The 26132-nt window shown below is 33.4% G+C and carries 26 protein-coding genes; 7 read left to right on the top strand and 19 right to left on the bottom strand.

Going from position 1 to position 26132, the window contains the following annotated elements:
• Positions 1-115: 115 nt before the first annotated feature.
• On the bottom strand, positions 116-1105 hold the full coding sequence (gene hemB, locus CJF12_RS19070) for a porphobilinogen synthase (protein WP_034682647.1): 990 nt from the start codon (positions 1103-1105) through the stop codon (positions 116-118).
• A gap of 119 nt (positions 1106-1224) precedes the next feature.
• Between hemB and CJF12_RS19065 the strand changes: the two genes are divergently transcribed.
• The 3 genes from CJF12_RS19065 to CJF12_RS19055 all read left to right on the top strand — a co-directional run bounded on the left by CJF12_RS19065 (position 1225) and on the right by CJF12_RS19055 (position 3907).
• Positions 1225-1575, top strand: a complete 351-nt coding sequence (locus CJF12_RS19065; RefSeq protein ID WP_034682646.1) for a T9SS type A sorting domain-containing protein — start codon at positions 1225-1227, stop codon at positions 1573-1575.
• 105 nt (positions 1576-1680) lie between these two features.
• Complete coding sequence (locus tag CJF12_RS19060) at positions 1681-2592, top strand: ABC transporter ATP-binding protein (protein WP_034682644.1); 912 nt, start codon at positions 1681-1683, stop codon at positions 2590-2592.
• A gap of 4 nt (positions 2593-2596) precedes the next feature.
• Complete coding sequence (locus CJF12_RS19055; RefSeq protein WP_034682643.1) at positions 2597-3907, top strand: ABC transporter permease; 1311 nt, start codon at positions 2597-2599, stop codon at positions 3905-3907.
• Positions 3908-3982: 75 nt separating this feature from the next.
• On the opposite strand, the gene CJF12_RS19050 is transcribed toward CJF12_RS19055, so the two are convergent.
• The 9 genes from CJF12_RS19050 to CJF12_RS19010 form a co-directional block, all read right to left on the bottom strand.
• Entirely contained in the window at positions 3983-4651 is a 669-nt protein-coding gene (locus CJF12_RS19050) for a porin family protein (protein WP_034682641.1), read from the bottom strand.
• A 17-nt stretch (positions 4652-4668) separates the two neighbouring features.
• The gene (gene sucD, locus CJF12_RS19045) at positions 4669-5541 is read right to left on the bottom strand and encodes a succinate--CoA ligase subunit alpha (RefSeq protein WP_034682639.1); all 873 of its coding nucleotides are present in this window, start codon (positions 5539-5541) and stop codon (positions 4669-4671) included.
• Positions 5542-5631: 90 nt separating this feature from the next.
• Positions 5632-6198: a hypothetical protein gene (locus CJF12_RS19040; RefSeq protein WP_034682637.1), complete on the bottom strand. Its 567-nt coding sequence runs from the start codon at positions 6196-6198 to the stop codon at positions 5632-5634.
• On the bottom strand, positions 6198-7100 hold the full coding sequence (locus tag CJF12_RS19035; RefSeq protein WP_034682635.1) for a UDP-3-O-(3-hydroxymyristoyl)glucosamine N-acyltransferase: 903 nt from the start codon (positions 7098-7100) through the stop codon (positions 6198-6200). Before CJF12_RS19035 ends, CJF12_RS19040 begins: the two co-directional genes overlap by 1 nt.
• A 72-nt stretch (positions 7101-7172) precedes the next feature.
• Entirely contained in the window at positions 7173-7736 is a 564-nt protein-coding gene (gene efp / locus CJF12_RS19030; RefSeq protein WP_034682633.1) for an elongation factor P, read from the bottom strand.
• Positions 7737-7763: 27 nt separating this feature from the next.
• Entirely contained in the window at positions 7764-8558 is a 795-nt protein-coding gene (lpxA, locus tag CJF12_RS19025; RefSeq protein WP_034682631.1) for an acyl-ACP--UDP-N-acetylglucosamine O-acyltransferase, read from the bottom strand.
• Positions 8559-9956, bottom strand: a complete 1398-nt coding sequence (locus CJF12_RS19020) for a bifunctional UDP-3-O-[3-hydroxymyristoyl] N-acetylglucosamine deacetylase/3-hydroxyacyl-ACP dehydratase (protein WP_034682629.1) — start codon at positions 9954-9956, stop codon at positions 8559-8561.
• Positions 9949-10980 (bottom strand): UDP-3-O-(3-hydroxymyristoyl)glucosamine N-acyltransferase, encoded by a 1032-nt coding sequence (lpxD, locus tag CJF12_RS19015; protein ID WP_034682627.1) that lies wholly within the window; start codon positions 10978-10980, stop codon positions 9949-9951. Before lpxD ends, CJF12_RS19020 begins: the two co-directional genes overlap by 8 nt.
• A gap of 72 nt (positions 10981-11052) precedes the next feature.
• Complete coding sequence (locus CJF12_RS19010) at positions 11053-12279, bottom strand: HD domain-containing protein (RefSeq protein WP_034682625.1); 1227 nt, start codon at positions 12277-12279, stop codon at positions 11053-11055.
• 122 nt (positions 12280-12401) lie between these two features.
• Between CJF12_RS19010 and CJF12_RS19005 the strand changes: the two genes are divergently transcribed.
• The 4 genes from CJF12_RS19005 to CJF12_RS18990 all read left to right on the top strand — a co-directional run bounded on the left by CJF12_RS19005 (position 12402) and on the right by CJF12_RS18990 (position 17074).
• On the top strand, positions 12402-14045 hold the full coding sequence (locus CJF12_RS19005; protein WP_034682624.1) for a S41 family peptidase: 1644 nt from the start codon (positions 12402-12404) through the stop codon (positions 14043-14045).
• A gap of 134 nt (positions 14046-14179) precedes the next feature.
• A complete protein-coding gene (gene porX, locus CJF12_RS19000; protein ID WP_034682623.1) occupies positions 14180-15724 on the top strand; it encodes a T9SS response regulator signal transducer PorX in 1545 nt (514 codons plus the stop codon).
• Positions 15725-15846: 122 nt separating this feature from the next.
• Positions 15847-16224 (top strand): MliC family protein, encoded by a 378-nt coding sequence (locus CJF12_RS18995; protein ID WP_034682673.1) that lies wholly within the window; start codon positions 15847-15849, stop codon positions 16222-16224.
• An 85-nt stretch (positions 16225-16309) separates the two neighbouring features.
• Positions 16310-17074, top strand: coding sequence for an exodeoxyribonuclease III (locus tag CJF12_RS18990; RefSeq protein ID WP_034682622.1), 765 nt, complete (start codon positions 16310-16312; stop codon positions 17072-17074).
• A gap of 71 nt (positions 17075-17145) precedes the next feature.
• Here the strand turns inward: CJF12_RS18990 and CJF12_RS18985 are convergent, their stop codons facing one another.
• The 9 genes from CJF12_RS18985 to CJF12_RS18945 form a co-directional block, all read right to left on the bottom strand.
• Positions 17146-17517: a septal ring lytic transglycosylase RlpA family protein gene (locus tag CJF12_RS18985; protein WP_034682619.1), complete on the bottom strand. Its 372-nt coding sequence runs from the start codon at positions 17515-17517 to the stop codon at positions 17146-17148.
• A 333-nt stretch (positions 17518-17850) separates the two neighbouring features.
• Complete coding sequence (locus CJF12_RS18980; RefSeq protein WP_228379072.1) at positions 17851-18588, bottom strand: hypothetical protein; 738 nt, start codon at positions 18586-18588, stop codon at positions 17851-17853.
• A gap of 18 nt (positions 18589-18606) precedes the next feature.
• On the bottom strand, positions 18607-19245 hold the full coding sequence (locus CJF12_RS18975) for a hypothetical protein (RefSeq protein WP_034682617.1): 639 nt from the start codon (positions 19243-19245) through the stop codon (positions 18607-18609).
• Between the two features lie 415 nt (positions 19246-19660).
• Entirely contained in the window at positions 19661-20962 is a 1302-nt protein-coding gene (rimO, locus tag CJF12_RS18970) for a 30S ribosomal protein S12 methylthiotransferase RimO (RefSeq protein ID WP_034682613.1), read from the bottom strand.
• Between the two features lie 94 nt (positions 20963-21056).
• Positions 21057-21602 (bottom strand): dTDP-4-dehydrorhamnose 3,5-epimerase, encoded by a 546-nt coding sequence (rfbC, locus tag CJF12_RS18965; protein ID WP_034682612.1) that lies wholly within the window; start codon positions 21600-21602, stop codon positions 21057-21059.
• A gap of 92 nt (positions 21603-21694) precedes the next feature.
• Positions 21695-22642 carry a sugar transferase gene (locus CJF12_RS18960; RefSeq protein WP_034682611.1) on the bottom strand — a complete coding sequence of 316 codons (948 nt, stop codon included), beginning with the start codon at positions 22640-22642 and terminating at the stop codon, positions 21695-21697.
• Between the two features lie 105 nt (positions 22643-22747).
• On the bottom strand, positions 22748-23494 hold the full coding sequence (locus CJF12_RS18955; RefSeq protein WP_034682610.1) for a glycosyltransferase family 2 protein: 747 nt from the start codon (positions 23492-23494) through the stop codon (positions 22748-22750).
• Between the two features lie 24 nt (positions 23495-23518).
• Positions 23519-24538, bottom strand: a complete 1020-nt coding sequence (locus tag CJF12_RS18950; protein WP_034682609.1) for an NAD-dependent epimerase/dehydratase family protein — start codon at positions 24536-24538, stop codon at positions 23519-23521.
• A gap of 87 nt (positions 24539-24625) precedes the next feature.
• Positions 24626-26053, bottom strand: coding sequence for a glycosyl hydrolase family 28-related protein (locus CJF12_RS18945; RefSeq protein WP_131329515.1), 1428 nt, complete (start codon positions 26051-26053; stop codon positions 24626-24628).
• Positions 26054-26132: the final 79 nt, after the last annotated feature.

Below are 26132 nucleotides of genomic sequence, written 5' to 3'. Positions count from 1 at the left end.
TCCTTATACCTACATACTTCAATTCTAAATTCTATTTGAATTTCCAATAAATAAAAATGCCTCTACAATGTTAGACATTTTGTAGAGGCATTCTAAGTATTTTTATGTGATTCTATTATTTATTTAAAAGCATTGCAGCTTCTTTTGCAAAATAAGTAAAGATCATATCAGCTCCGGCTCTTTTAAAGCAGGTTAAACTTTCAATAATCGTTTTGTCATTGTCCAGCCATCCGTTTTGTGCAGCTGCCTTTACCATCGCATATTCTCCACTTACATTATATACTGCAATCGGAAGATCAATGGCTTCACGGACTTTAGAAACAATATCCAGATAAGGAAGCCCCGGTTTAATCATAATAATATCCGCTCCTTCATCAATATCTTTGAATACTTCATTTAATGCTTCACGCGAATTATGAAAATCCATTTGATAGGTCTTTTTATCTTTTGGGATTTCAACATTATCTTTCGGAGCACTGTCTAAAGCACTTCTGAAAGGCCCGTAAAAAGAACTTGCATACTTAGCGGAATAACTTAAAATTCCAACATCGGTAAAGCCGCTTTGCTCTAATGCCTCACGAATACCTAACACACGTCCGTCCATCATATCACTTGGAGCCACAATGTCAGCTCCTGCTTCAGCATGGGAAACAGACATTCTTGCAAGTGCATCTACCGTAGCATCATTTACAATTTTACCGTTTTCAATAATCCCGTCATGCCCGTAAATTGAATAAGGATCTAGGGCTACATCCGGCATTACAATCATTTCAGGAATAGTATCCTTGATTGCCCTGATGGTACTCTGCATTAATCCATCTTTATTCCATGCTTCTTTTCCCGTATTATCTTTCAAATGATCAGAAACTTTCATGTACAAATTGACAGATTTCACTCCAAGGGAAAACAATTCTTTACATTCTTTCACCGTCAAATCTATACTACGCCTGAAAATACCAGGCATTGACGGAATAGGCTCCTGTTTGTTTTCTCCCTCCATTACGAAGATCGGCATTACAAAATCATTAGTGGTAAGAATATTTTCTCTTACTAAACTTCTCATCGATTCATTAGCTCTTAGCCTTCTATTTCTTGAGTGTATCATTTTTGGAATACTTTTTGAATAAGTTTCTGCAAATTTACTACAACTTCGATAAAAAATTATGTCAAAGAATGGTAGATTTTTTATATTTTTGTTTTTAAATACTTGAGAAATTTAATTTGATGAAAAAACTTTTACTTTTAATTCTTTTCGTAGGCACTTTTGTTGGATTCTCCAGCAATATCAAAGCTCAGCTTAGAGAGCCTGGTTCCATCTCACAGAAATCTGATGATGGAGTCTTCATAGCCTACCCTAATCCTGCTAAGGATTTTCTTATTGTAAGGGCAAAAGATCCTTCTTTAAAAGTTAAAAATGTAACTTTTTATTCTATTTTGGGTACACAGGTTGCGAATTATACTGTTAATATGAATTCGGGAGAAATCAATATTGAGAAATTAAAACCCGGTAAATATCTGATTCGTTATATACTGAGTGATAACACACAAAAGGTTACTCAAATAGTAAAACAATAAAATTAAATCCTGATAATCATCAGGATTTTTTCTTTTAGATTAATTGTCTTTTAATTATTCCGTAACTTTCGGGATATTTTCATACTAATTGTAAAAAACAATTTAATGCTAAAAGCTGAACATATTACTAAAACCTACAATGCGGGGAAAAAGACAGCATTGGATGATTTTAGCATACATGTCCCAAAGGGAAGTATTTATGGTCTTCTAGGACCCAATGGAGCGGGTAAAACTTCATTTATCCGTATCATCAATCAAATTACGCAGGCCGATTCCGGAGATATTTACATCAACGGAGAAAAGCTCAACCCAAACCACATTAAAAATATTGGTTATATGCCTGAAGAAAGGGGCTTATATAAAAATATGAGTGTGGGGGATCAAATTCTATATTTTGGAGAGCTGAAAGGAATGAGTAAGAATGATGCCTTGAACGAAGCCAAAAAATGGTTTGAAAAGCTTCATATTGATCAATGGTGGAAGAAAAAGCTTTCTGAACTGTCAAAAGGAATGGCACAAAAAATCCAGTTTGTCGTTACTGTTCTTCACAGACCTCATCTTCTTATCCTTGACGAGCCTTTTTCCGGGTTTGATCCGGTAAACGCTAATCTTATCAAAGACCAGATTATTGATCTTAAAAATAATGGAACTACCATCATCCTCTCTACTCATAGAATGGAGAGCGTTGAAGAGATGTGCGATTATGTTGCCCTGATCAATAACTCCAAAAAGATTCTTGATGGCAAGGTATTCGATGTGAGAGAGAAGTTCAAAAAAAATATTTTTGGAATTACCCTTTCAGAAGTAAATGATCCCAACTTTGAAACGTTCAAGAACAAATATTCAATCTTTAATTTTTCTAATGAAAATGACCTGGTTTCTTTCGATTTAAAAAATGAAAGTGACCAAAATGATATTCTTGTAGATCTGGTGCATGTAGGAAAAGTAAGATCATTTGATGAGAGAATTCCCAGCATGAATGAAGTGTTTATTAACGCCGTAAGTAATCATTCTTAATTTTATGAATAATATTTTTTTAATTACAAAAAGGGAGTTTCTTACTCAGGTTAAGAAAAAGTCCTTCATTATATTAACTTTACTGGCGCCTATTATGATTATTGCTTTTGGAGCAGTAATCGGGCTCATGTTTAAAGCCAATGAGTCTCATACCATCATCCAGGTTGTTGACAAAAGTGGCATTTTCAAAAATAAGCTGCCTTCCAGCAAACAGCTTAATTATATTTTTGTCCCCTCCGCTAATGAAAAGGCAGATATTGATAATTTAAAGGGCAATGAATCATTGGATGGTATTCTTATTTTACCGGAATTAAATAATCAAAATTTTGATGATCTGGAAAAAAACACCAGACTGGTGATTAATAATAAAATTGGCTTTGATACTAAACAACGCATTGTTTCCGATATCATCAATGTGATTAAAAAGGAAAAAATCAAACAATTAGGAATAGCCGAAACCCAACTCGATAATCTTGATAAGAGCTTTACTTTAAGAACCATCAATGTATCGGAAAATAATAAAGAAGACTCAGACCTTACTTTTGGAGTAAAAACAGGTTTAAGTATGGTTTTAATGTATGTAACCTTTATGTTTATTATCATCTATGGAGTAAGGGTAATGCGTAGTGTTCTGGAAGAGAAAAATAACCGTGTTGTAGAAATTATTATTTCTTCTGTGAAACCATTTGAGCTGATGATGGGAAAAATATTAGGGGTAACCATGGTAGCCCTCACTCAGTTTATCATATGGATTACCATGTCGGTTATCGGAGCTTTAATCCTAAATACAGGCTTCACTTCTATCCAAAAAAATATCCCCGGCGGAAATGAAGGAATGGTGAGTAAGTTAGATATAACACAAATAGCTACTGAGGTTTCTCATAGTTTACTGGAACTTAATTTCCCATTAATAATTTTTGTATTTATTGTATTTTTCTTGTTAGGGTATATCTTTTACAGCTCTGTATATGCTGCTATCGGATCAGCTGTTGATAATGAAACAGAAACCCAACAGTTTACGTTATTTGCTATTTTACCCCTAACATTGGGGATGTATGGCAGTTTTTCATTAATGAATAATCCTGACGGACCGCTAGGCTTTTGGTTATCGATTATTCCGTTCACCTCTCCTGTCGCTATGATCGCAAGAATACCTTTTGGTGTACCGGCATGGCAAATTGCCTTATCTATAACCTTATTGGTAGGAACAACTATTTTTATGATATTTTTAGCAGGGAAAATCTACCGTGTAGGTATTTTAATGTATGGAAATAAAGCAACTCTAAAAGAGCTATGGAAATGGATTAGAAACTAATTTCCAGAACCATTAATAAAAAATAAATCCCGAGAAAAATCTCGGGATTTATTTTTTATTTGAATGAAAATATTCTTAGTTAAATATATAACTCAAACTTACGCTAAGAACTTGCTCAGACTTGCTTTTGCTAGTTCCATTAGGTTCTTTTGCAAGTCCTGGATATGTATTAGACACTCCAAAATCATATTTTAAAGCTAGTTCTAACTGTCTTTTGTAGCTATATCCAATTCCTAAACCTATTGCAAAATTGAAATTATTCGCTTTTCCACTAACTTCAGGGTTATTAGGATCAGTTACATCCGGGTCATAAAAAGGTCTTGCTGCCGGAGCATTTTTAACATTCTGATTTAATAAGAAGTTAAATCTAGGTCCTACCATTCCAAAGAATTCAGATTCTGCTTCAGAAAAATATCCTTTGAAATAAAGAGGAACACTCAGGTAGTTATTTGCATAAACAGCATTATAACCATCTCTTCCTTTAACATCTTTATCTTTTCCGGTTTCTCCGGCTCCATAATATAATACTTCAGGCTGAATGTAGAATTGGTTTCCTTTTCCTACAGGGATTAAAGCTAAAGCACCTGCCTGTACGGCATATCTTGGGCCAGATGGGTTATGTGCATTTTGCACTCGGGAATAGTTACCTCCTGCTGTAATACCAAATCTTGTGTTGCTAAAATTAATCTGCGCAAAAGATAAGGTAGAGAACGCTAAAGCTGAGGTTAATAAAAGTTTTTTCATATTATATTTGTTTTAGATTATCCTAACACTTTAGCAACAGTAACACCAATGTCAGCTGGAGAATCTACAACATTAATTCCGTTTTCTCTCATAATTTCCATTTTTGCCTGAGCGGTATCTTCAGCACCACCTACAATAGCACCAGCGTGTCCCATAGTTCTTCCTTTAGGAGCAGTTTGTCCTGCGATAAAACCAACTACTGGTTTTGTAGAACCACTTGCTTTATACCATCTTGCAGCTTCAGCCTCTAAACCACCACCGATTTCACCGATCATTACTACCGCTTCAGTTTCAGGGTCGTTGATGAATAATTCTAATGCTTCTTTTGTAGTTGTTCCGATAATTGGGTCACCACCGATACCGATAGCTGTAGAAATACCGAAACCAGCTCTTACCACCTGATCAGCAGCTTCGTAAGTAAGAGTACCAGATTTAGAAACGATACCTACTTTACCTTTTTTGAAAACGAAACCTGGCATAATACCAATTTTAGCTTCTTCAGATGTAATAATTCCAGGACAGTTTGGTCCGATTAATCTGCAGTCTCTGTCAGCAATGTAAGATTTTACTTTTACCATATCGGCTACAGGAATTCCTTCAGTAATACATACGATAACTTTAATTCCAGCTTCAGCAGCTTCCATAATAGCGTCAGCAGCGAATGCAGGGGGTACGAAAATAATACTTACATTAGCTCCTGCTTTTTCAACAGCATCAGCAACCGTGTTAAATACAGGCTTTCCTAAGTGCTCGCTTCCTCCTTTTCCCGGAGTAACTCCACCTACTACATTAGTTCCGTATTCAATCATCTGGCTTGCATGGAAAGTACCTTCATTCCCTGTAAATCCTTGTACAATTACTTTAGAATCTTTGTTTACTAAAATTGACATTTTATTGTTGTTTTAATTTATTTATTTTCAGTTTATACGACAGACAAAAATAATGATTATTTGTCGTTAAAAAAATTTTTGAATCTGATTTTATTCATCATATTTTTTCAACAGATCGATTAAATCCTGCTCCTTAAGTCTGTTATAATTAATGTTCTCAATAAGTGGTTCCAGCCCGGGTTTATCAGCCATTAATTCTTTTAATTTCTTCCTGTTATTGATCAAAATACTCATAGGCTGTCTTACAGTACCTTTGTATAATACATCTGATGTAAGAGTAGATCCATCATAACCATGACGACGATAGGCCTTCAGCCATTTTATTTTTTGCCCGTCATATACAAGTTCTACCAGAGTTTTTGTAGATTCCGAAGGGAAATAAATAAAAACCTTTGGCTTATTTTTAAGGTCTGTAAATTCTATTTTTTGAATTTCAGAAGCTGGATATTTAATAATCTGCCCATTTTCCAAAATTTTTATTTTCCTGTCAGAAATGGTTATCTCATCAATTTGATTACTATCAAAAAGATTAGTAATAAAAGGAATTTTAGCATTTATTACTCTCTCATCACTCAATGTTATCCTGGATTCAATTTGTGATTTCTGAGCAAAACCTATTGCATGTATAAAAAGAAACAGTGCTAATAATTTCTTCATTATAATAATCTTCTCAGTTTTACTTCTTTTTTCAAATAACTTTTAAAATCTTCTGCAAACATACCAAAATAAGTTCCTTTTTCGAGATTTCTGTTCACTCCTGTTTTAGCAAGAAGAACAGTCCCTTTTGCAATGGTAAATCCTGAAGCAACGCCTACCTGTCCCCAGATGGTAACTTCATCCTCAAAAATACAGCATCCTGCAATTCCTACCTGAGATGCAATCAAACATCTTTTTCCAATAACTGTATCGTGTCCTATCTGAATCTGGTTATCTAAGACCGAACCTGCTCCTATTATAGTAGAATCTGTAACCCCTCTATCAATGGTACAGTTATTTCCGATCTCTACATTATCTTCTATTATAACGTTTCCAACAGAAATTAAGCGGTCAAAATTGCCATCAAGCTTACGGTAATAAAAAGCATCACCTCCTAATACAGTTCCGGACTGAATGATTACATTATCACCAATAATCGTACGGTCACCAATCACAACATTAGGAAAGATCAGTACATTTTTTCCTATTTTGATGTTATTCCCAAGAACTGCTGAAGAATGGATTTTACTTCCTTCTCCTATTTCTACATCATGAAGCTCTTCTGTAAAGTTATATATTCTGGTAAAATGGGTGTTGATTTTATTGAAATCTCTAAAGGGGTCATCGGAAACAAGAAGAGCTTTCCCCTCCGGGCACTCTACTTCTTTGTCAATAAGAATAATGGTAGCTTCAGAATTAAGAGCTTTATCATAGTATTTCGGGTGATTTACAAATACGATCTCCCCGGCTTTTACTCTGTGAATTTCATTAGTTCCCAACACTTCAAAATCTTCAGCACCAACAAATTTAGCTCCGATAAGGTCAGCAATTGTTTTAAGTTTTTGTGGAGAATGGAATCTCATAAAAATTTAATTTTCTTATAAAAAACAAAATTCGGCCTGCAAAGGCAAACCGAATTTTTGTAAATTGTATTATTATTTTACTCTTTCTAAGTAAGAACCATCTTCAGTACTTACTTTAATCCTGTCTCCAGGCTCAATGAATAATGGAACCATTACTCTGGCTCCGGTTTCAACGATAGCATTTTTAAGAGCGTTAGTAGCAGTGTTTCCTTTTACCCCTGGGTCTGCCTCGATAACATCTAAAAATACAGACTGTGGAAGTTCAGCTGAAAGTGGAGTTTCATCAGCTTCTTTCAAAATGATGGTAACTTCTTCTCCAGCTTTCATAAACTGAGCATTTTCAATCATTTCTTTATTGATGTATAATTGAGAGAAATCATCATTGTTCATGAAGTGAAATCCATTCTCATCATCATAAAGATACTGGAATTTTCTTGTAATAACTTTTACCTCATCAATTTTATGACCTGCAGAAAAAGTATTATCGATAACCTTTCCATTAGTTACTGACTTTAGTTTTGTTCTTACAAAAGCAGGTCCTTTTCCTGGTTTTACGTGAAGAAATTCAATTACCTTGAAAATATCATTACTGTACTCAATGCAAAGGCCTTTTCTAATATCGTTACTTGTTGCCATTAATTTTATATTATCTTTTTATTTTTATTAGTTACTCTCTTTACCAGTACCGTATCCTTTTACAATACCTCTTGGAGAGTTTTGGATAAACTGAAGAATTTCATCTCTTTCAGCCGTTGGAAGCATTTCTTTCTCAATATGCGTAATTGCCTGAGAAACGTTCATTTTCATTTGAAAAATAGCTCTGTAAATTTTTTGAATTTCGAAAATTTTCTCATTGGTAAATCCTCTTCTTCTCAAACCTACCGAATTGATTCCCGCGTACGACATCGGTTCTCTCGCAACTTTTACATATGGAGGAATATCTTTTCTTACCAATGTTCCACCGGAAATCATTACATGCTTACCGATTTTCCCAAATTGATGAACAGCACTTAGTCCTCCCATTACAGTATAATCACCTATCTCCACGTGTCCTGCAATACCACAACCGTTTACAATAATAACATGATCTCCGATAACACAATCGTGAGCAATATGAGAAGTTGCCATAATCAGACAGTTTTTACCTATTTTGGTAAATCCCAATGCTTTCGTTCCTCTATTTACGGTTACACATTCTCTGATTGTTGTTTCATCTCCGATAATTACCTGAGTATCTTCACCATCAAATTTCAAGTCCTGAGGAATTGCAGAAATTACAGTTCCAGGAAAGATTCTACAGTTTTTACCAATTCTCGCTCCATCCATAATGGTAACGTTCGGGCCGATCCAGGTTCCTTCTCCAATCTCTACGTCCCCAGCAATTGTAGTAAAAGGCTCTACAATAACATTTTTACTTATTTTTGCGCGTTTATCTACGGCTGCTAATTGATGGATCATTTAATCAACTTTATTTTTTGCAACTTGAGCCATTAGTTCTGCTTCTACAGCTACAGTATCTCCTACATATCCGTATCCCTGCATATGAACAATACCTCTTCTGATAGGCTCAATCAATTCAATTTTGAAAATCATCGTATCTCCTGGCACGACTTTTCTCTTGAATTTCACTTTATCCATTTTAATGAAATAAGTAGAGTAATTTTCAGGATCCGGAACGCTCGCCAATACTAAAATACCCCCGGTCTGTGCTAATGCTTCTACCTGAAGAACTCCAGGCATTACTGGCTCTTTAGGGAAATGTCCAACAAAGAAAGGTTCGTTCATTGTAACATTTTTAAGACCCACAACATGAGAATCGGATAATTCAAGAATTTTATCTATTAATAAAAAAGGAGGCCTGTGAGGCATCAACTTCATAATTCCGTTGATATCAAAAACCGGTTCCTTAGTTAAATCAAAGTCAGGAACATTTTTCTTTTTTTGTAATTTCCATTGACGGTTCAATTTTTTTGCAAATTGAGTATTAACAAAATGTCCTGGTTTGTTAGCAATTACTTTTCCTTTTATTTTGACACCGGCTAAAGCTAAATCTCCAATCACATCAAGTAATTTATGCCTTGCTGCTTCGTTAGGATAGTTTAAATTCAGGTTGTCAAGAATACCATTCGGTCTGATAGACACATTGTCTTTACCAAATGCTTTTTTTAATTTTTCTGTTGTTTCAGGAGTTAAATCTTTATCAACGTAGACAATAGCATTAGAAATATCGCCTCCTTTGATAAGACCATGGTCTAAGAGCATTTCTAATTCATGTAAGAAGCTGAATGTTCTTGCTGATGAAATCTCCTCTTTAAATTCTGAAATATGCTTAAGAGTAGCATTTTGGGTACCTAATACTTTAGTCCCAAAATCTACCATTGTTGTAATCTCGTAATTATCTGATGGAATAATGGTGATTTCAGAACCCGTTGCAGGATCTGTATAGCTAAGAACTTCTTTTATGATCAGATATTCTCTGGCAATAGTTTGCTCTGTAACGCCAACACTTTCAATAGCCTCAACAAAAAACTTTGAAGACCCATCCATAATCGGAGGTTCGGAAGCATCCATTTCCAATATTGCATTATCGACATCACAGCCTACTAAGGCTGCAAGTAGATGTTCACAAGTATTGATTTTTACTCCTAATTTTTCTAAAGTTGTTCCCCGCTCAGTTGCTACAACGTAGTTGACATCAGCTTCAACCTGGGGATGTCCCTCAAGGTCGGTTCTTACAAAGACAAAACCCGTATTTTCTTTAGCAGGTTTAATGGTAAGTTTTACTTCTTTACCAGTATGAAGGCCAATTCCAGAAAGTGTTACTTCTTCCTGAAGTGTTTTTTGCATATCACTCATTAGTATGATCTTTTGAGGTATTCTCAAGATTATTTATTCTTTTAACAATTTCAGTAAAGTTCCTGAAATGAACGTAGTTTCTAAGATAGTCATTGTAACTAATTGCCGGCGAACCATATAATGTTTCTTTGTCATTCACGCTTGAATTCACACCACTCTGAGCCTGAATTTTCACCTGATTTCCAATTTTTATATGTCCTACGACTCCTACCTGCCCACCGATCTGATTCCAGTCACCAATAGTTGTAGACCCTGCAATTCCTGCCTGGGCTGCAATAACATTGTTCTGACCGATCTTGACGTTGTGTGCAATTTGGATAAGATTATCTATTTTAGTTCCTCTTCCAATTATAGTAGAGCCAATAGTTGCTCTGTCTATACTACAGTTGGAACCGATTTCCACATCATCTTCAATAATGACATTTCCAAGTTGAGGAATTTTTTTAAATCCATCAGGTGTAGGCTGGAATCCAAACCCATCTCCACCAACTACGGTATTAGAATGAATCACACAGTTATCTCCAATGATACAATAATCATAGATTCGTGCTCCACTGTCTATTTTACAGTTTTTTCCTATTTTCACTCCTTTACCTATGTATACGTGCGGATAAATTTGTGTACCCTCACCGATTTTTGCTTTTTCTGAAATATAAGTAAATGCTCCTATATAAACTTTATCAGCAATCACTGCAGTATCATGAATAGATGATCCATCTTCAATACCTTCTTTTCTTCCCTGCATTTCCTGATATAAATTCATCAGGACCTGAAAAGACAGATAAGCATCTTTTACGGCAATGATAGTAGGATTGTAAGTATCTTTTACTAAAAGTTTTTCAGAAGCAATAATTACTGAGCACTTTGAAGTATCCAAATAATGAGAAAACCTATCTTGAGCTATAAAAGAAAGATGTCCTGATTCCCCATTCTCGATTGGTGAAACTCCAGTAATAAGTGCATTCTCATCACCTATTATTTTGCCGTTAATAAAACCTGCAATTTGCGAAGCTGTAAATTCCATATTCTGCAAAGATAAGAAATTCTATTATTCGTAAACATTTTTTAGTTTTAGGATAGATAATTTTAATATTATTTAAGAAATTATCTTGGTGAAATTTCTGGGGAATGTCAAAATATATATGGTGGTCTTATTGACGATTAACCCTGATAAAAGCTGATCTTCTGACTCGTCCAGTCTAATTTTTTCACCATTTTTCTGCAATAAATAAATAGGCTGTTTTTTTGCATCATATGGCAAGAGTTTTCTTTTGATCTCATGTACCAATTCTTCTCCGTTATTAATTCCAAAAAACTCATTGGTATTTTTTATTTTTTCCTCAATAAACTTGGGCTCAAAAGGATGCGATGAAATAATTGTTTTAGGAAGGTCTCTCTTTACCACACAAGTACACCAGTAAGATAAAATGAAATCATCAGAATTTTGCCAGCTTTTCATGGCCTGAATAACATCATTATCATCCAGCTGGGTAAATCTTTTAATATCTTCATCAGTAGCAGCACTCTTCTCTCTGTTTAAAAAGTATTTCAAATTTTCAGTCGCTGGAAGATCTGCACCCTGTGAGACAAGGTATTTTGCTCTTTCTAAAATTTTGACCAGGAGAAATTCAGCCAGTGCCGATGTTTTGTGATAATATACCTGCCAATACATGAACATTCTTGCAGTCAGAAAGTTTTCTATTGAATATATTCCTTTAGCATCAATTACCAACTCTCCTTCTTTACAAACATTCATCATGGATATAATTCTCTGGGTATTAATATTTCCCTCAGAGACCCCGGTAAAAAAACTATCTCTTTTTAAATAATCCAGCCGATCGACATCCAGCTGTGAAGATATCAACTGATTGAAAAACTTTCTATGGTATTTTCCCTGAAACATCTCAATAGCTAACGACAGCTGCCCTCCAAACACCTCATTTAATTCATTCATTAATAATAAGGACAGATTTTCATGATGCCAGTCGTCCATCAACATACTTTCTAATGCATGCGAAAACGGACCATGCCCAATATCATGCATCAAAATTGCCAGCATCGCCCCTTTTTCTTCTTCCTCAGAAATTTTAACTCCTTTTTGCTTTAATGTTTCTAAGGCTGTAAACATTAAATGCATAGCCCCAAGCGCATGGTGAAACCTGGTGTGAGTAGCTCCGGGGAAAATTAAATTAAGAAGTCCCGTTTGAGAAATTCTTCTTAGTCTTTGAAAGTAAGGATGTTCAATGACATCAAATAAAATTTCGTGGGGGATTTTAATAAATCCATGAACTGGATCGTTGATGATCTTTAATTTATTCTGCATTTGAAAACTGAAGTATTGGTAAACAAAGTTAGGGAAATTTAATCTTAGGTATTAATCCCTCTACTATAAACTTTAATGGATAGATTTATATCTTTGAAAGTCTAAAACAATCATCAAGCTTTATGAGAGCGATTTCCATAATCATTCTATTATTTTTCAATGTAAATATTTTTTTCGCTCAAAATATTTCGCAAACTCAAAAGCTTAAATCCTTTGGTAAAGTATGGGGATTTTTAAAATATTACCATCCTAATGTCGCCAAAGGAAAATTCGATTGGGACAAACAATTAATTAACAAAATTGAAGAGCTTGATAAAGTCAGCAGTAAAAACGAGCTGAATGAATTGTATTCTCAATGGATGGAGAGTCTTGGGAATGTTGAAAAATGCCATGAGTGTAAATTAAACAATACCAAAGTTTATTTTCTAAAGAACTTCAATCTGGAATGGATTAAAGATAAAAGTATCTTCACGCAGGAGGTCAGTGAACAACTCCAGTTCATCGAAGAAAATAGAAATATTGATGATCATTATTATTTTGGAAAAGGAGGAAGAAAAGTATTTTTCAGAAATGAACGTTCTTATGGTTCTAAGTTTAGCTCTAGTTCGATTGCTCTTTTAGAATTATTCAGATACTGGAATTATGTAGAATATTTCTTTCCTTATAAATATGCAACTGATCAGAATTGGGATGATGTCTTAAGTGAAATGATCCCTAAATTTCTCAATGTCAATAATGATGAAAGTTTTCATTTAACATTAGCTGAGCTGGTTGCCAGAACTGACGATTCTCATGCTTTTTTGTTTTCACCACTTATCAGTTTAAACCAATATGGAAGAAAGAAAGTTCCGGTAGACTATTCTTATGCAGAGGGAAAATTAGTGGTTACGAAAATTAATCCTAATAAATTCAATGAAGAAACTGCTCTGAAAGTCGGAGATATAATATATGATATCAACAACCGGACAATTCCACAAATAGTCAATGCCTTTTCAAAGTATATACCGGCATCGAACTCGTGGGGAAAGATCAAAAAAGTTAAAAACCTGTTTCTTTTTTCTAATCATGACAGCATCATGCTAAGACTCGAAAGGAACGGACAAAACCTCACTCTAAAAACTAAGACCTATTTTCCTGGAAATATTGTTTATGAAAAAAAGAAGGTTCCGGAAAAATGGAAATTTTTAGATGAAGATAGCAAAATAGGATATGTAAATATGGAAGTTATTGAAAGAGAAGATGTAAATGAAATGTATCTGAATCTAAAAAGTACAGAATCCATCATTTTTGATTTAAGAAACTACCCTAAACAAACCATCAGACCTTTAAGTATATTACTACTCCCTGAACCAACAATATATTATCGGTTCAATTTTCCAGAAACCAATTACCTCAGCATGTTTTACAGCGTAAGAAATATCATTGGCACAAAAAACAATGATTACTATAAAGGAAATGTTGTAGTATTGGTCAACGAGAACACACAGAGCCAAGCAGAAACTACCACAATGATGTTTAAACAGCATCCAAAAGCTAAAATTATCGGAAGCAATACTTCGGGAGCCAATGGGGATGTCATCTATTTCAAAATTGCTGATTTAGACACAAGCTTCACCGGGTTGGGCGCTTACTATCCTGACCAAAGAGAAACTCAAAGAATCGGAATCATTCCTGATATTGTTGTAAAGCCTACTTTAAAGGGTATTAGAAAAGGAAAAGATGAAGTTATGGAAAGAGCTTTGGAGTACCTGAAAACGGGACATTAAAAAAAGTATTCAGTCTGGATAATTTAGCGTATTTTCATTTAACTATAATTTAACTTTTCATCTGCTCATTTTCACAGATTTTAAAGAGATTTGGTCGCAATTTTGATACTATAACCATGTAAAAAATAAATATTATGTCGGAAAAAATATTATGGATAGATGATGAAATAGATTTACTTAAACCTCATATTGTATTTTTAGAAAAAAAGGGTTACCATGTAACTCCGGTAAATAATGTGAATGAGGCTTTAGAATTGATAGATTCCGAAAAATTTGCATTGACACTTATTGATGAAAATATGCCTGGTATTTCCGGGCTTGAAGCAATTCCTATGATTAAAGAAAAGGACAATTCCTTAAAAATAGTAATGGTTACCAAAAGTGAAGAGGAGCATATTATGGAGGAGGCAATAGGTTCACAGATTGCTGACTATATTCTTAAGCCGGTGAATCCTAATCAGATTTTATTATCACTGAAAAAGAATCTTCAGGAAGACAACCTGGTTGAGCAAAAAACAATATTGCAATATCAGCAGGAATTCAGAAATCTTTCTATGGAGCTTTCTTATTTAAGATCTTATCAGGATTGGGCTGAATATTACAAGAAAATCCTCAACTGGGAAATTAAATTTGACAAAGTAGCAGATAATGAATTTGCAGATCTTTTGCAGTCTCAAAAAGAAGAAGCCAACATTCAGTTCGCCAAATTTATTGAAAATAATTATGAGGATTGGTTGAATGGAAATGAAAAACCAGCTATGAGCCATACACTCTTCAAAGAGAAAGTAAAGCCTGAAGTAGAGAAGAGTAAAGTTCTTCTTTTAATGATAGATAACCTGAGATATGATCAGTGGAAGGTTGTTGAACCTCTATTTACTAAATATTATAATAAGGTAACTGAAGATTACTATTACAGTATCCTACCTACAGCAACGCAATACGCCAGAAACTCTTTCTTTGCCGGGCTTTTACCTTCAGAAATAGAAAAACGTTTCCCGGACAAATGGTTTAATGATAACGAAGAAGGAAATAAGAATGAATTTGAGCGTGACTTCCTTGAAGATCAAATGAAGAGAATTGGTTTAGGATCTAAATCAATGAAATATCTGAAAGTTTTGAATGCTGATTTTGAAAAAAAGATTTACGATGATTTTAATCAACATAAAAACAATGACTTATTAGTAATTGTTTACAACTTTATCGATATTCTTTCTCACGCAAAAACGGATAATCATATTGTAGATCAATTGATTCGTGATGATAAAACTTTCAGATCTTTAACTTTAAACTGGTTTGAAAACTCATCACTACTTAAGATCATCAAGTTAGCTGCTGAAAATGGCTATAAATTAGTGATTACAACAGACCATGGAACTGTCTATGTGAAGAAACCGAGTAAAGTAGTTGGAGACAGAGAAACATCTACTAATATCCGTTATAAAACAGGTAAGAGTTTAACGTACGATGATAGTGACGTTTGGGCTATTACGAATCCGGAGAAACTATTTTTGCCAAAAGGAAACTTAAGTTCGAAGTATATCTTTGCAAAAAATAATATTTTCCTGGCCTATCCGAAAAACTACAATCACTTTGTCAATTATTATAAAGAAACATATCAACATGGTGGGATCTCATTGGAAGAATGTATTATTCCTATTAGCGTTTTAGAACCCAAATAGTTTTTTTCATAGTTTATTAATTTGGGATTTAGGCTGAAAAAAATGGTTTCATTTTTTTCAGCCTTTATTTTTTAAGGCATCCGTTTTGCATTAATTCAGACCACAACTATAAGCATATTATTATGAAAAGTAACATTTTGGCCCTGGCTGCCTTTACAGCATTATTATTAACTTCATGCAATAAGCAGAAAACCATGGCAGTTTCATCTATTTCATCTTCTGATACTCTATCTTCTTCATCCTCAGATTCCGTATCTGTTGCAACAACTAAGGATGATATTGTTAAAAGTACAGCGAAAGACAAAAGTGGAAAGGTTCTGGACATGAGTTTTAATAACACCAAGAATACTGCTACCCTGGTATTCAATGGAGAAACTATAGAATTGGAAGGTCAGAAACCAGCATCGGGAATCTGGTATAAAAATGACCACTATGAGTTAAGAGGAAAAGGTGAAGAAATAGAACTCTCAAAAGATGGTAATGTAATTTTTAAACAATAAAATATTATGTAATTAAAAGAGCCGGTTCCGAAATCAGAACCGGCTCTTTTAATTTTGCTACATTTGAAAAATTTTATTCTTATTTATGAAATTAATTACTTACAATGTCAATGGAATCAGAGCAGCTTTTACTAAAGATTTCCTAGGATGGTTAAAGACAGCAGACCCGGATATTATTTGCATACAGGAGAGCAAAGCAGGAAACGACCAGATAGATATCGACAGTCTTCAAAAGTTAGGCTACCATAGCTATTGGCATTCTGCAGTGAGAAAAGGTTATAGCGGCGTCGGAATAGCATCAAAAATTCAGCCTATTCATGTAGAGTATGGCTGCGGAATTGAAAGCTATGATAATGAAGGCAGGATTATTCGCGCTGATTTTGATGGCTACTCCGTAATTTCGGTTTATGTTCCTTCAGCTTCCAATATTGAAAGACTGGATTTTAAAATGCAGTTCTGTCATGATTTTCTGAACTATATTAAAAATCTTAAAAAGGAAATCCCCAACCTTATTATATCGGGAGATTTTAATATTTGCCACCAAACCATCGATATCCATGATCCCGTTCGCTTAAAAAACGTTTCAGGTTTTCTGCCTATGGAAAGAGAGTGGATGACCAATTTCATTGAAGAATGTGAACTGATAGATAGTTTTAGGTTTTTTAATAACGAACCTGATAATTATACATGGTGGAGCTATAGACAAAATTCAAGGGCTAAGAATAAAGGCTGGCGATTAGATTATAATTTCGCCTCTTATACTTTAAAGGATCAGTTATCCAGAGCAGTCATTTTAAAAGAAGCTGTACATTCTGATCATTGCCCTGCACTGATAGAATTAAACATATAATAGTTCTGTATAGATATAAAAGAAAAAAGCCAACTGAATCAGTTGGCTTTTAAAATTTAAAAATCATAAATTTAGTCGACAATTTCATATTCAACCGGAATAGTACCTAAATCGATATTTCCGATTTCATCGAACGCGGCTTTAGACATATCTAATGCTCTTGCTGAATGGAAAGGCCCTCTATCATTGATTCTTACTACAACCTCTTTTCCATTGCTTAAATTGGTAACTTTCACTTTAGTTCCAAAAGGAAGCGTTCTGTTTGCTGCGGTAAATTTTGAATTATCAAAAATTTCTCCGTTCGCTGTTTTTCTACCGTTAAATTTATCGTGGTAGTACGATGCATAACTTGTTTTTTTCGCATCTATGGCACTATTCTTGAAAGAATAAATACCAAGGGCTGAAATCATCATTATGATTACAAGAATGAATCTTTTCATCATTTTGAATTTTATTGGTTTTGACTGGGCAAATGTATTGTGAATCTGCTTAAGTCCATAGCTCAAATGTTAAAAAGAGTTAACAAAAACTAAACTTTACGTTAACAGAGCTTGTAACTCTCTACCAATAGGGCTTCTAGAGCAGGCTGTTAAAAAACGTTAAAAAACAAGTCTAAATGTTAATTTAATTAACTTATTTTTATTAAATCAGTAAATACACACCAAAAATAGACCTGAAAATCAATTAATTACATATCAAATAAAAAAGTAAATTTTAGCAAGAAAAAACCAATGAAGAATCTTCATTGGTTTTTTTATACATTGAAAGGATAAACCTTATTTCAAATATTCTAATACATAATCATACGTACCTGCTGGGTAAACTACAGACATGGTTGGTGAGCCTGTAATTGCATTTCCAGTTGCATTTGCAATATCATAAGAATAAAGCTCTCTTGCATATACCATATTAGTTCCTTTTTTATAAATTGTAATTCCATACATACCTGTTATTCCGGCAGGAGGAGGAATGTTTACAGTTGTTGAAGTTCCACTTGCAGTAAATGTACCCTTTACAGCATAAACTTGTTCACTGTCTACTTTAGTATGGGTAGGAGTCTCAGTAGTAAGAATATTGAATGTTCCAGAACCAGAGTTTCCAGATTCTCCTATAATTGGTCTCCAAGTACCCCCATTAACAGTATTAGATTTATTGTCATAATACCAAAATCCTGGAGTAAGTGTTCCTTGAGTTTCTCCAACCCCTGCAACACCGCTGGTAGCAGTATTATAAACAACCATACCATCAAAACGAGTCGGATATGATGTCCTAATACCTACAGGTGTTCCGCTAAGAGAGGTAAAAGTAGTTAAGTCTGTTCTAGGAAAAAGCAACCCTTTACCAACATTTGTCGTTGCATTCGTCGTTGAATTGGATGAAGCATCAATGAAGGCAGAGCTGTTGTTTGCGGAACTATTATTTACGGAGTTTACAATTCTTATTTGAGCATGGGAAAAATTAATAGCTAAACTAAAAACTGCAGAAGCCAATATCTTTTTTGTAAAATTATTCATCATTTGTATATTAAAAAATTAGAAACCAGAAATTATAGACCATGAACCGTTTCCAGATCCTCCTAAGTACATAAATATTAAACCTTGTTGACCAGGAATATTCTGAGTACCTTCTTCGCGAGGAAGAGGACTAACATCCATACTATTACCACCTCTGTTGGTTACATAATATTTTTTACCTACTGGTATACCCGATGTTGGCAAAGTAAGTGTATTTCCAGCACTGGTAATGTTTAATAAAATGATGTCATCAGTAACAGTAGCCGTATAGCTACTTGTCTGTTCTGCGGTAATATTCATTGCAGGGTTAGGTGCTGTACCTCCACCTACAGCAGCCCATTTTGAAGTAGAATCATCATAATAATAAAAACCGGCTCCTGTTACGTTTCCTGTTTTTCCTCCGGAACCTCTACCTGAAGTAACAAAAACTAATGCCCCATTTTGCGCAGCTGCATAAGCTCCATCTTTAGCCGCCAATTGGTCAACTGTCATTCTTGGAACTAAAACAGCGTCCGGCATTCTGTTATTTGCTGTATCTGCTACTACATCCAGTGTAGCAGCGGGTGTAGTCGTGTTAATACCAACACCTTTTTGTTGTGCCTGTGAAAGCGCCGCAAATGAAACAAGTGCAGTCGCTAGTAATAATTTTTTTTTCATATGTTTTTAAAAAATTGTTTAATTTATTTTCCCATTAATAACTTTATATTAATAATACTAATGTACATATACCAACCTGTTCAATAATATTCGAGGGAAAGCGAAAATTGAATATAGTTTTAATATATACATTATAGCATTTAGCAACGGAAATTGATAAACGTATTCTTATGGCAAAGTTAAGATTAATTTGTCAGAATGCATAATTCACGATTTTACAATGGTCGTTTTCAACTAAAAAAAACAACACAAACAATTGACATACAATATATTACTAAAAAAAAATAAAAATAGAACAAAATAACATACATTTGCGAATTTAATTCAAAATAACATAAATAATAAAACAATATGGCGTAGAAATTACAATTCTACGCCATATTATATGAAATTTTTACTTAATTTTACATTTTTATCAAATTAATTCACCATACAGGTCAAATTCTTCAGCTGAAGTAATTTTAACCATAGCAAATTCACCTATTGAAATGTAAGTATTGTCTGCAGAAACAAGAACAGTATTATCTACATCCGGTGAATCATATTCAGTTCGTCCAATAAAATAATTTCCTTCTTTTCGGTCGAAAACACATTTATAAACTTCACCAATTCTCTGTTGATTTTTCTCCCATGAAATCTGAGATTGCAACTCCATGATTTCTTCTACCCTCACTTCTTTTACTTCTTGAGGAATGTCGTCTTCCAAAACGTGAGCAGTTGTATTTTCTTCATGTGAATAAGTAAAACAGCCAAGTCTATCAAAACGTTGCTCTCTTACCCAGTCTTTCAGCTCTTGAAATCTCTCTTCCGTTTCTCCAGGATAACCAACAATTAGAGTTGTTCTAATAGCCATATCAGGAACTTTTTCTCTGAATTTTGCTAAAAGAGCATCTGTTTTTTCATGAGTCGTTCCTCTCTTCATCGATTTTAATAAGTCTGAATTGATATGCTGAAGAGGAATATCTATATAGTTACAAACCTTTGGTTCTTCACGGATAATATCCAGAACATCTTCCGGAAATCCACTAGGAAAAGCATAATGTAAACGAATCCATTCAATTCCCTCTACTTTCACTAACTCTTTTAATAAGTCACCAAGTGCTCTCCTTTTATAAATATCCAAACCATAATAAGTAAGATCCTGTGCTATCAAAATAAGCTCTTTCGTTCCTACTTTTGCCAGCTTTTGTGCTTCGCTAACTAACTTTTCTATTGGTGTAGAAACATGTCCTCCTCTCATTAACGGGATCGCACAAAAAGAACAAGGTCTGTCACAGCCTTCAGATATCTTCAGGTAGGCATAATGTTTAGGAGTCGTCGTTAGTCTCTCTCCTACTAATTCATGTTTATAGTCCGCACCTAAATGTTTTAATAGGATAGGCAGATCTCTGGTTCCAAAGTATTGATCAACATCCGGAATTTCTCTAACCAAATCTGGCTTGTATCTTTCAGATAAGCAACCTGTAACAAAAACTTTTTCTACCTCCCCTCTATTCTTAGCATCTACATAATCAAGAATAGTATTAATAGATTCCTCTTTTGCATTGTCAATAAAACCACAAGTATTGATGACAACAATATCTCCTCTGTCTTCATGAACCACTTCTTTACCGTTTGCTTTAAGCTGACTCATTAGTACTTCAGAATCATAAACATTTTTGGAACAGCCAAGCGTTACAATATTGATTTTCTTTTTACCTACAGATTTTGTGCGCATCTTTTTGATTTTGAGTTTGCAAAGATACGAAATAATAAAAAGGTTATGCTAAAAATTGAAAACCACTTTAATAAAGTGGTTTTCAATTTTTTATTTAAAAGTTCTTCTCTTTAAAGCTTGGTGCATTCTGATCTTTTTCAGAAAGGATCATATCACTTTCTTTAATCTTCCAATCAATATTGAGATCCGGATCATTAAATTTCACAGCACCTTCCGATTCTTTATTATAAAAATTATCACATTTATAACTAAATACTGCAGTTTCACTTACTACTGAAAAACCATGTCCAAAACCTCTTGGCACATAGAGTTGCAGTTTGTTTTCTTCTGTAAGTTCTATTCCAAACCATTTTCCAAACGTTGGTGAGTCCTCTCTCAGGTCAACAGCAATGTCCCATACTTTTCCCTCGAGACACGAAACTAATTTAGCTTGTGCATGTTCTCCTTTTTGTAAATGCAATCCTCTTAATACTCCATAAGATGATTTGGAGATATTATCTTGTACAAAATGACCATTCATTTCGGTTAATTCCTGGAATTTATTTTCATTGAATTTCTCGTAGAAATACCCTCTATCATCCTCAAAAATGGTGGGTTCTATAATATAGCAATCTTTAAGTGGTGTTTCTTTAATCTTCATAAGGTTTTTATATGATAGGTATGTTGATATGAATTAATGCTGTTTATTATATCAGTATTTAAAAGTCAAATTTTTACCTCCAGGTGTACAATTTAATTACTATTTAAAGTAAATATTACTTTAACCGTTTTAATTAAAATCTTTATATCTAATAGTGGGGAATAGTTTTTAATGTAGTAAAGGTCATACTCTAACTTTTTCAAATTATCTTTAGGAGTAGCCCTAGGCAAATTGACTTGTGCCCATCCAGTAATTCCTGGTTTTACAAGATGCCTAAGATCAAAATAAGAATTTTCTGCTACAGATTCCTCTACATATTTCTCTTGCTCAGGCCTCGGTCCAATAAGACTCATATTCCCATTTAAAACATTGAAAAGTTGAGGCAACTCATCAATTTTGGTCATCCTTAGAAATCGTCCTACAGTTAAAAGCCTGTCATCATTGTCTTTTGTATAATCCCCATTATGTTTAGACCTCATTGTTCTCAATTTATAAATTCTAAATTTTTTGGAGTTTTTTCCAACCCGCTCCTGAGAGAAAAAAACATTTCCCGGAGAGTTCATGAATACAAGCAATGAGCCTACTAAAATAACCAATAAGGCAATAGGCATAAATACTATTGATACAGATAAATCAATAATCCTTTTTAAGATGAAATCATTTCTTTCTAATCCAATAGAAAATATATCATCTGCCAAATACTCATCAGTATTTAACTTTACGAGAGGAATTCTTCCATTAATCCTTTCATAAAACTCGTGTACTTCAAAGACTTTTACACCTTGAAGTTTTGCTTCAATAATTTCATTAGTAATCTTTTCAGGAAGACGGTTTAGATCTGATGTTTCGATGATTATAGTTTTTACATTCAATTTTTTAATATATTCAAAAATACTTTTCTGATCATTTTCTGAATTAAAAAAAACTGATTTATGAGATTTTTTAAATTGTTCTTCTTCTAAAATTTTTCTCGTAATATTACTTATATTAATAAAAAGATATCTTTCACTATGATGAGCAAGATGTAAATATTTTTTCATGCTATTGTAGGTTCTCAAAAAAATCTACCTCTATTTTTTCCAGTCGCTGGAATACAAATATATTATATAAATTTTTATATGATTTAGTTATTTCTAAAATTTAATCTATAAATGCTGTATCGCTTTTGATATCCATCGTTTATAACTATAATAAAATGGTATTTTTATATTATGCTTTTGAAAAGCATCCAAAATTTCTTTCTTTCCTTTTTTTATATTAGAAAAATTTTTATTGGACTCCCCGCCTAGTCTCATTTTTAGAATAAATTCTTCAAGATAAAATGATGAAATTTTATTTTTCTCTAAGAATCTCAACATAATTTCAAAGTCTGCGGCTATTTTATATTTTAAATCAAACAATCCATATTTTTCATATATTTCTTTTTTTACAAAAAAACAAGGATGTGCTGGATGCCAACCTTTTATAAATGATTTTCTGTTTCCGGTTTTCCATTTTCGGACAATTTTATCTGTATCTTGTTCTTTTACATAATAAAGATCAGCAAAAACCGAATCTACTTTATTGGTAATAAAGCCATTAACTATTTTCTCTATAGAATTTTGGGAAATGTAAAAATCATCAGAATTAAGCAATCCAAGAATATCTCCGGTAGCCATAGTTAGGCCTTTATTCATTGCATCATATATACCATTATCCTTCTCACTTATCCATCGCATTCTGCCTTCAAATAATGGCTCATAAGACTTGATAATATTTAAAGTATTATCGGTAGACCCTCCATCAATAATAATATATTCAATATTGTTATATGATTGATTCAGAATTGACTCTATAGCAGTTTTTAGATATTTTTCACTGTTCCAGCAAACTGTAATAATGCTAATTTTCATTTCATTTTGTGCTTCAGAATTGTACTAAATAGAATGTTCAACAGCCTTATTTTCAACTTGCTTTAAAATCCATTGATATGTTTTCTCCATCCCAACCCTTAATGGCTGCGATACCTCCCAACCCATTTTATCTTTATAAAGCTTATTATGGGAATTTCTTCCTTTAACACCTAAAGGACATTTGAATCCATATTTATCAAAAAAGTCTTGACCTTCTAAATTATTTATTTCCAAGTTTTTCTGAGAAATATCTATAGCCATCTGTGCCAATTCATTAATAGATACCATTTCCTCACTCCCAATGTTTACAGGTCCAAAAAAATCAGATTCCATAAATTTTAAAACAGCCTCAATACATTCGTCAATGTAAAGGAAAGATCTGGTTTGCTTTCCATTTCCCCATACTTCAATTTGTCCTCCTTCATTCTGCTCAGCCACCTTTCTACACATTGCCGCAGGTGATTTCTCCTTTCCTCCCATCCAAGTTCCCTGAGGCCCAAATATATTATGGAACCTGGCAACTCTTACATTTAAATCATAGTTTCTGTTGTATGCCAGATATAATCTTTCTGAAAATAATTTCTCCCATCCATATTCTGAATCCGGATTTGCCGGGTATGCAGAACTTTCTTCACAATTAGGATTATCAGAATCCAATTGGTTATGTTCGGGATACATGCATGCAGAAGAAGAATAAAAAACTTTTTTTACTTTTTTTAAAACACACTCTCTTGCCACATTTAAATTAATTGTTGCAGAGTTATGCATGACATCAGCATCGTGTTCTCCTGTAAAAATGTAAAGAGCTCCTCCCATATCTGCAGCTAGCTGGTAAACTTCATCTACGCCCTCTTCAACTACCAGCTTTACAACACTAGGATCGGTCAGATCACCAACTATAAACTCATGACAAATTTCATTATGATCAAAATATTCATGTTTCTTTATATCACAAATTCTCACATGATGACCTTCATGCTTTAATCTCCTTCCAAGATGTCCACCGATAAAACCACCACCACCTAGTATCACAATTTTTTTCATAGTCTTTTTGAAAAATATATCTAAAATTACGTTTTTAATTCTTTTTTATGTATTACAAGTTCAATCATTGAATAATACAAGATAGTACTAACGGAAATTTTTTTCCAATTGAGTATTTACTTTATTTCCAGATTCATCAACAGTTGAATTGGGATAAATAATATAATTATCTTTAAAATTACATCCTTTTTCGGTCAGGCACTTTAGTGCAAAAATATTCTTATTATCCCTATAATCTATAAATCTATTGGCCTGTAAAAACATTCTTGACTCATTTTGGCTGTTAACTAATATAACTGCATTTTGTTTCATGCCTCCACAGTTAATAAAGTCATTCCCTAAAACGCTCCAATCATTACAATACTTAACAATTTCAATAGCTGAATTGTTAACTCCTTTAATAATATTATTTGCTATTTTAATATTATGACTGTCTGATGCCACAATAAAATGATCTGTATACACATTACCTTTAGCATATGTATTCTGCCCTAAAAAATTACAATTACTAATTATTATTTCATCAGCTTTGTCTAATGAAAAAAATGTATTATTTCCTACTGTATTGGTAGCATGGACAAAGAATGAGTTTGTAATTTGTACTTGCTGTATCCTCTTTTTGTCATTCCCTTTGATAACAACCTGAAACTTTTTTTCATTGGGAGTTTTATTCATGACCTCACCAAGATAGAGATTATTCATAGAAGTATTCTGATGCCCTGTCTGAGCATCCAGTGGCTCCATATGCAATAAGCTTTCTGTAGATGTGTTTAGCCAAATATTATTCAGCCTATTCCCTCCAGAAACAATTCTTAAGCAAATTTCTCCCCCGGTAATTTCGGTATTAGAAATAGTACTATCCGAATAGAGTTCAACTCCAATTTTATTATTCGAAAAAAAACATTCTGAGATCCTTAAAAGCCCTTGGCGAGAAAGAACTCCATATTTTTTAAAATTATAAACCCCTACATTTTGAAAAATGATTCCAGCTCCAAATTGTCCATTAAATCCTATATCTGAAATATTAGCTCCATCCAGACGTAAATTAGAAATTCTTATCCAATCACACCCATTTACAGGATTTAGAATAGACTGATTACCTATGGCTTTCAAAACAGTCCCTGCTGTATCATCCCAATGATTATAGCCAACTCCTTCTAAGGATAGACCTTTGAAATAATAAGGAAGTGTAAGAGAAGAAACCAGAAAAACACCCTTTCCAAACTCTACAGGAAATCCTGTACTAATTGCTTTTTGGATTGCTTTAGTATCATCATTTTTGCCATCTCCTTTTGCTCCAAACCATCTTACATTAACGTTTTTATCAATTACCCGTTGGTATAATTGATCGTTTTTCTTTATATATAAAATGTTATCAACTTCATACTTAATTTTATTATCTACTACATTAACTTTTTTAAAGTTCACTGCTTCTCCATTAATGTTCTCTTGTATCAACTCTTGTGATAAAAGATTTAAGCAGTAAAACATCAATATGAATGTAATTTTTTTCACAATTTATTTAGTTTTTATTTTTAACGTACTTCAAGATTACATAATCAGTTTTCTTAATATTTATAATTTGTATTATAAC

The organism is Chryseobacterium piperi, assembly GCF_002285635.2.
GTDB lineage: Bacteria > Bacteroidota > Bacteroidia > Flavobacteriales > Weeksellaceae > Chryseobacterium > Chryseobacterium piperi.
Note: the sequence above shows the minus strand (reverse complement) of the source record. Positions and strands in the feature narration are given on the sequence as shown.

What these genes read in the sequence shown, in the direction of transcription:
- hemB (WP_034682647.1), bottom strand. Translation starts at nt 1,105, where the DNA reads ATGATACACTCAAGAAATAGAAGGCTAAGAGCTAATGAATCGATGAGA.
- CJF12_RS19065 (WP_034682646.1), top strand. Translation starts at nt 1,225, where the DNA reads ATGAAAAAACTTTTACTTTTAATTCTTTTCGTAGGCACTTTTGTTGGA.
- CJF12_RS19060 (WP_034682644.1), top strand. Translation starts at nt 1,681, where the DNA reads ATGCTAAAAGCTGAACATATTACTAAAACCTACAATGCGGGGAAAAAG.
- CJF12_RS19055 (WP_034682643.1), top strand. Translation starts at nt 2,597, where the DNA reads ATGAATAATATTTTTTTAATTACAAAAAGGGAGTTTCTTACTCAGGTT.
- CJF12_RS19050 (WP_034682641.1), bottom strand. Translation starts at nt 4,651, where the DNA reads ATGAAAAAACTTTTATTAACCTCAGCTTTAGCGTTCTCTACCTTATCT.
- sucD (WP_034682639.1), bottom strand. Translation starts at nt 5,541, where the DNA reads ATGTCAATTTTAGTAAACAAAGATTCTAAAGTAATTGTACAAGGATTT.
- CJF12_RS19040 (WP_034682637.1), bottom strand. Translation starts at nt 6,198, where the DNA reads ATGAAGAAATTATTAGCACTGTTTCTTTTTATACATGCAATAGGTTTT.
- CJF12_RS19035 (WP_034682635.1), bottom strand. Translation starts at nt 7,100, where the DNA reads ATGAGATTCCATTCTCCACAAAAACTTAAAACAATTGCTGACCTTATC.
- efp (WP_034682633.1), bottom strand. Translation starts at nt 7,736, where the DNA reads ATGGCAACAAGTAACGATATTAGAAAAGGCCTTTGCATTGAGTACAGT.
- lpxA (WP_034682631.1), bottom strand. Translation starts at nt 8,558, where the DNA reads ATGATCCATCAATTAGCAGCCGTAGATAAACGCGCAAAAATAAGTAAA.
- CJF12_RS19020 (WP_034682629.1), bottom strand. Translation starts at nt 9,956, where the DNA reads ATGAGTGATATGCAAAAAACACTTCAGGAAGAAGTAACACTTTCTGGA.
- lpxD (WP_034682627.1), bottom strand. Translation starts at nt 10,980, where the DNA reads ATGGAATTTACAGCTTCGCAAATTGCAGGTTTTATTAACGGCAAAATA.
- CJF12_RS19010 (WP_034682625.1), bottom strand. Translation starts at nt 12,279, where the DNA reads ATGCAGAATAAATTAAAGATCATCAACGATCCAGTTCATGGATTTATT.
- CJF12_RS19005 (WP_034682624.1), top strand. Translation starts at nt 12,402, where the DNA reads ATGAGAGCGATTTCCATAATCATTCTATTATTTTTCAATGTAAATATT.
- porX (WP_034682623.1), top strand. Translation starts at nt 14,180, where the DNA reads ATGTCGGAAAAAATATTATGGATAGATGATGAAATAGATTTACTTAAA.
- CJF12_RS18995 (WP_034682673.1), top strand. Translation starts at nt 15,847, where the DNA reads ATGAAAAGTAACATTTTGGCCCTGGCTGCCTTTACAGCATTATTATTA.
- CJF12_RS18990 (WP_034682622.1), top strand. Translation starts at nt 16,310, where the DNA reads ATGAAATTAATTACTTACAATGTCAATGGAATCAGAGCAGCTTTTACT.
- CJF12_RS18985 (WP_034682619.1), bottom strand. Translation starts at nt 17,517, where the DNA reads ATGATGAAAAGATTCATTCTTGTAATCATAATGATGATTTCAGCCCTT.
- CJF12_RS18980 (WP_228379072.1), bottom strand. Translation starts at nt 18,588, where the DNA reads ATGAATAATTTTACAAAAAAGATATTGGCTTCTGCAGTTTTTAGTTTA.
- CJF12_RS18975 (WP_034682617.1), bottom strand. Translation starts at nt 19,245, where the DNA reads ATGAAAAAAAAATTATTACTAGCGACTGCACTTGTTTCATTTGCGGCG.
- rimO (WP_034682613.1), bottom strand. Translation starts at nt 20,962, where the DNA reads ATGCGCACAAAATCTGTAGGTAAAAAGAAAATCAATATTGTAACGCTT.
- rfbC (WP_034682612.1), bottom strand. Translation starts at nt 21,602, where the DNA reads ATGAAGATTAAAGAAACACCACTTAAAGATTGCTATATTATAGAACCC.
- CJF12_RS18960 (WP_034682611.1), bottom strand. Translation starts at nt 22,642, where the DNA reads ATGAAAAAATATTTACATCTTGCTCATCATAGTGAAAGATATCTTTTT.
- CJF12_RS18955 (WP_034682610.1), bottom strand. Translation starts at nt 23,494, where the DNA reads ATGAAAATTAGCATTATTACAGTTTGCTGGAACAGTGAAAAATATCTA.
- CJF12_RS18950 (WP_034682609.1), bottom strand. Translation starts at nt 24,538, where the DNA reads ATGAAAAAAATTGTGATACTAGGTGGTGGTGGTTTTATCGGTGGACAT.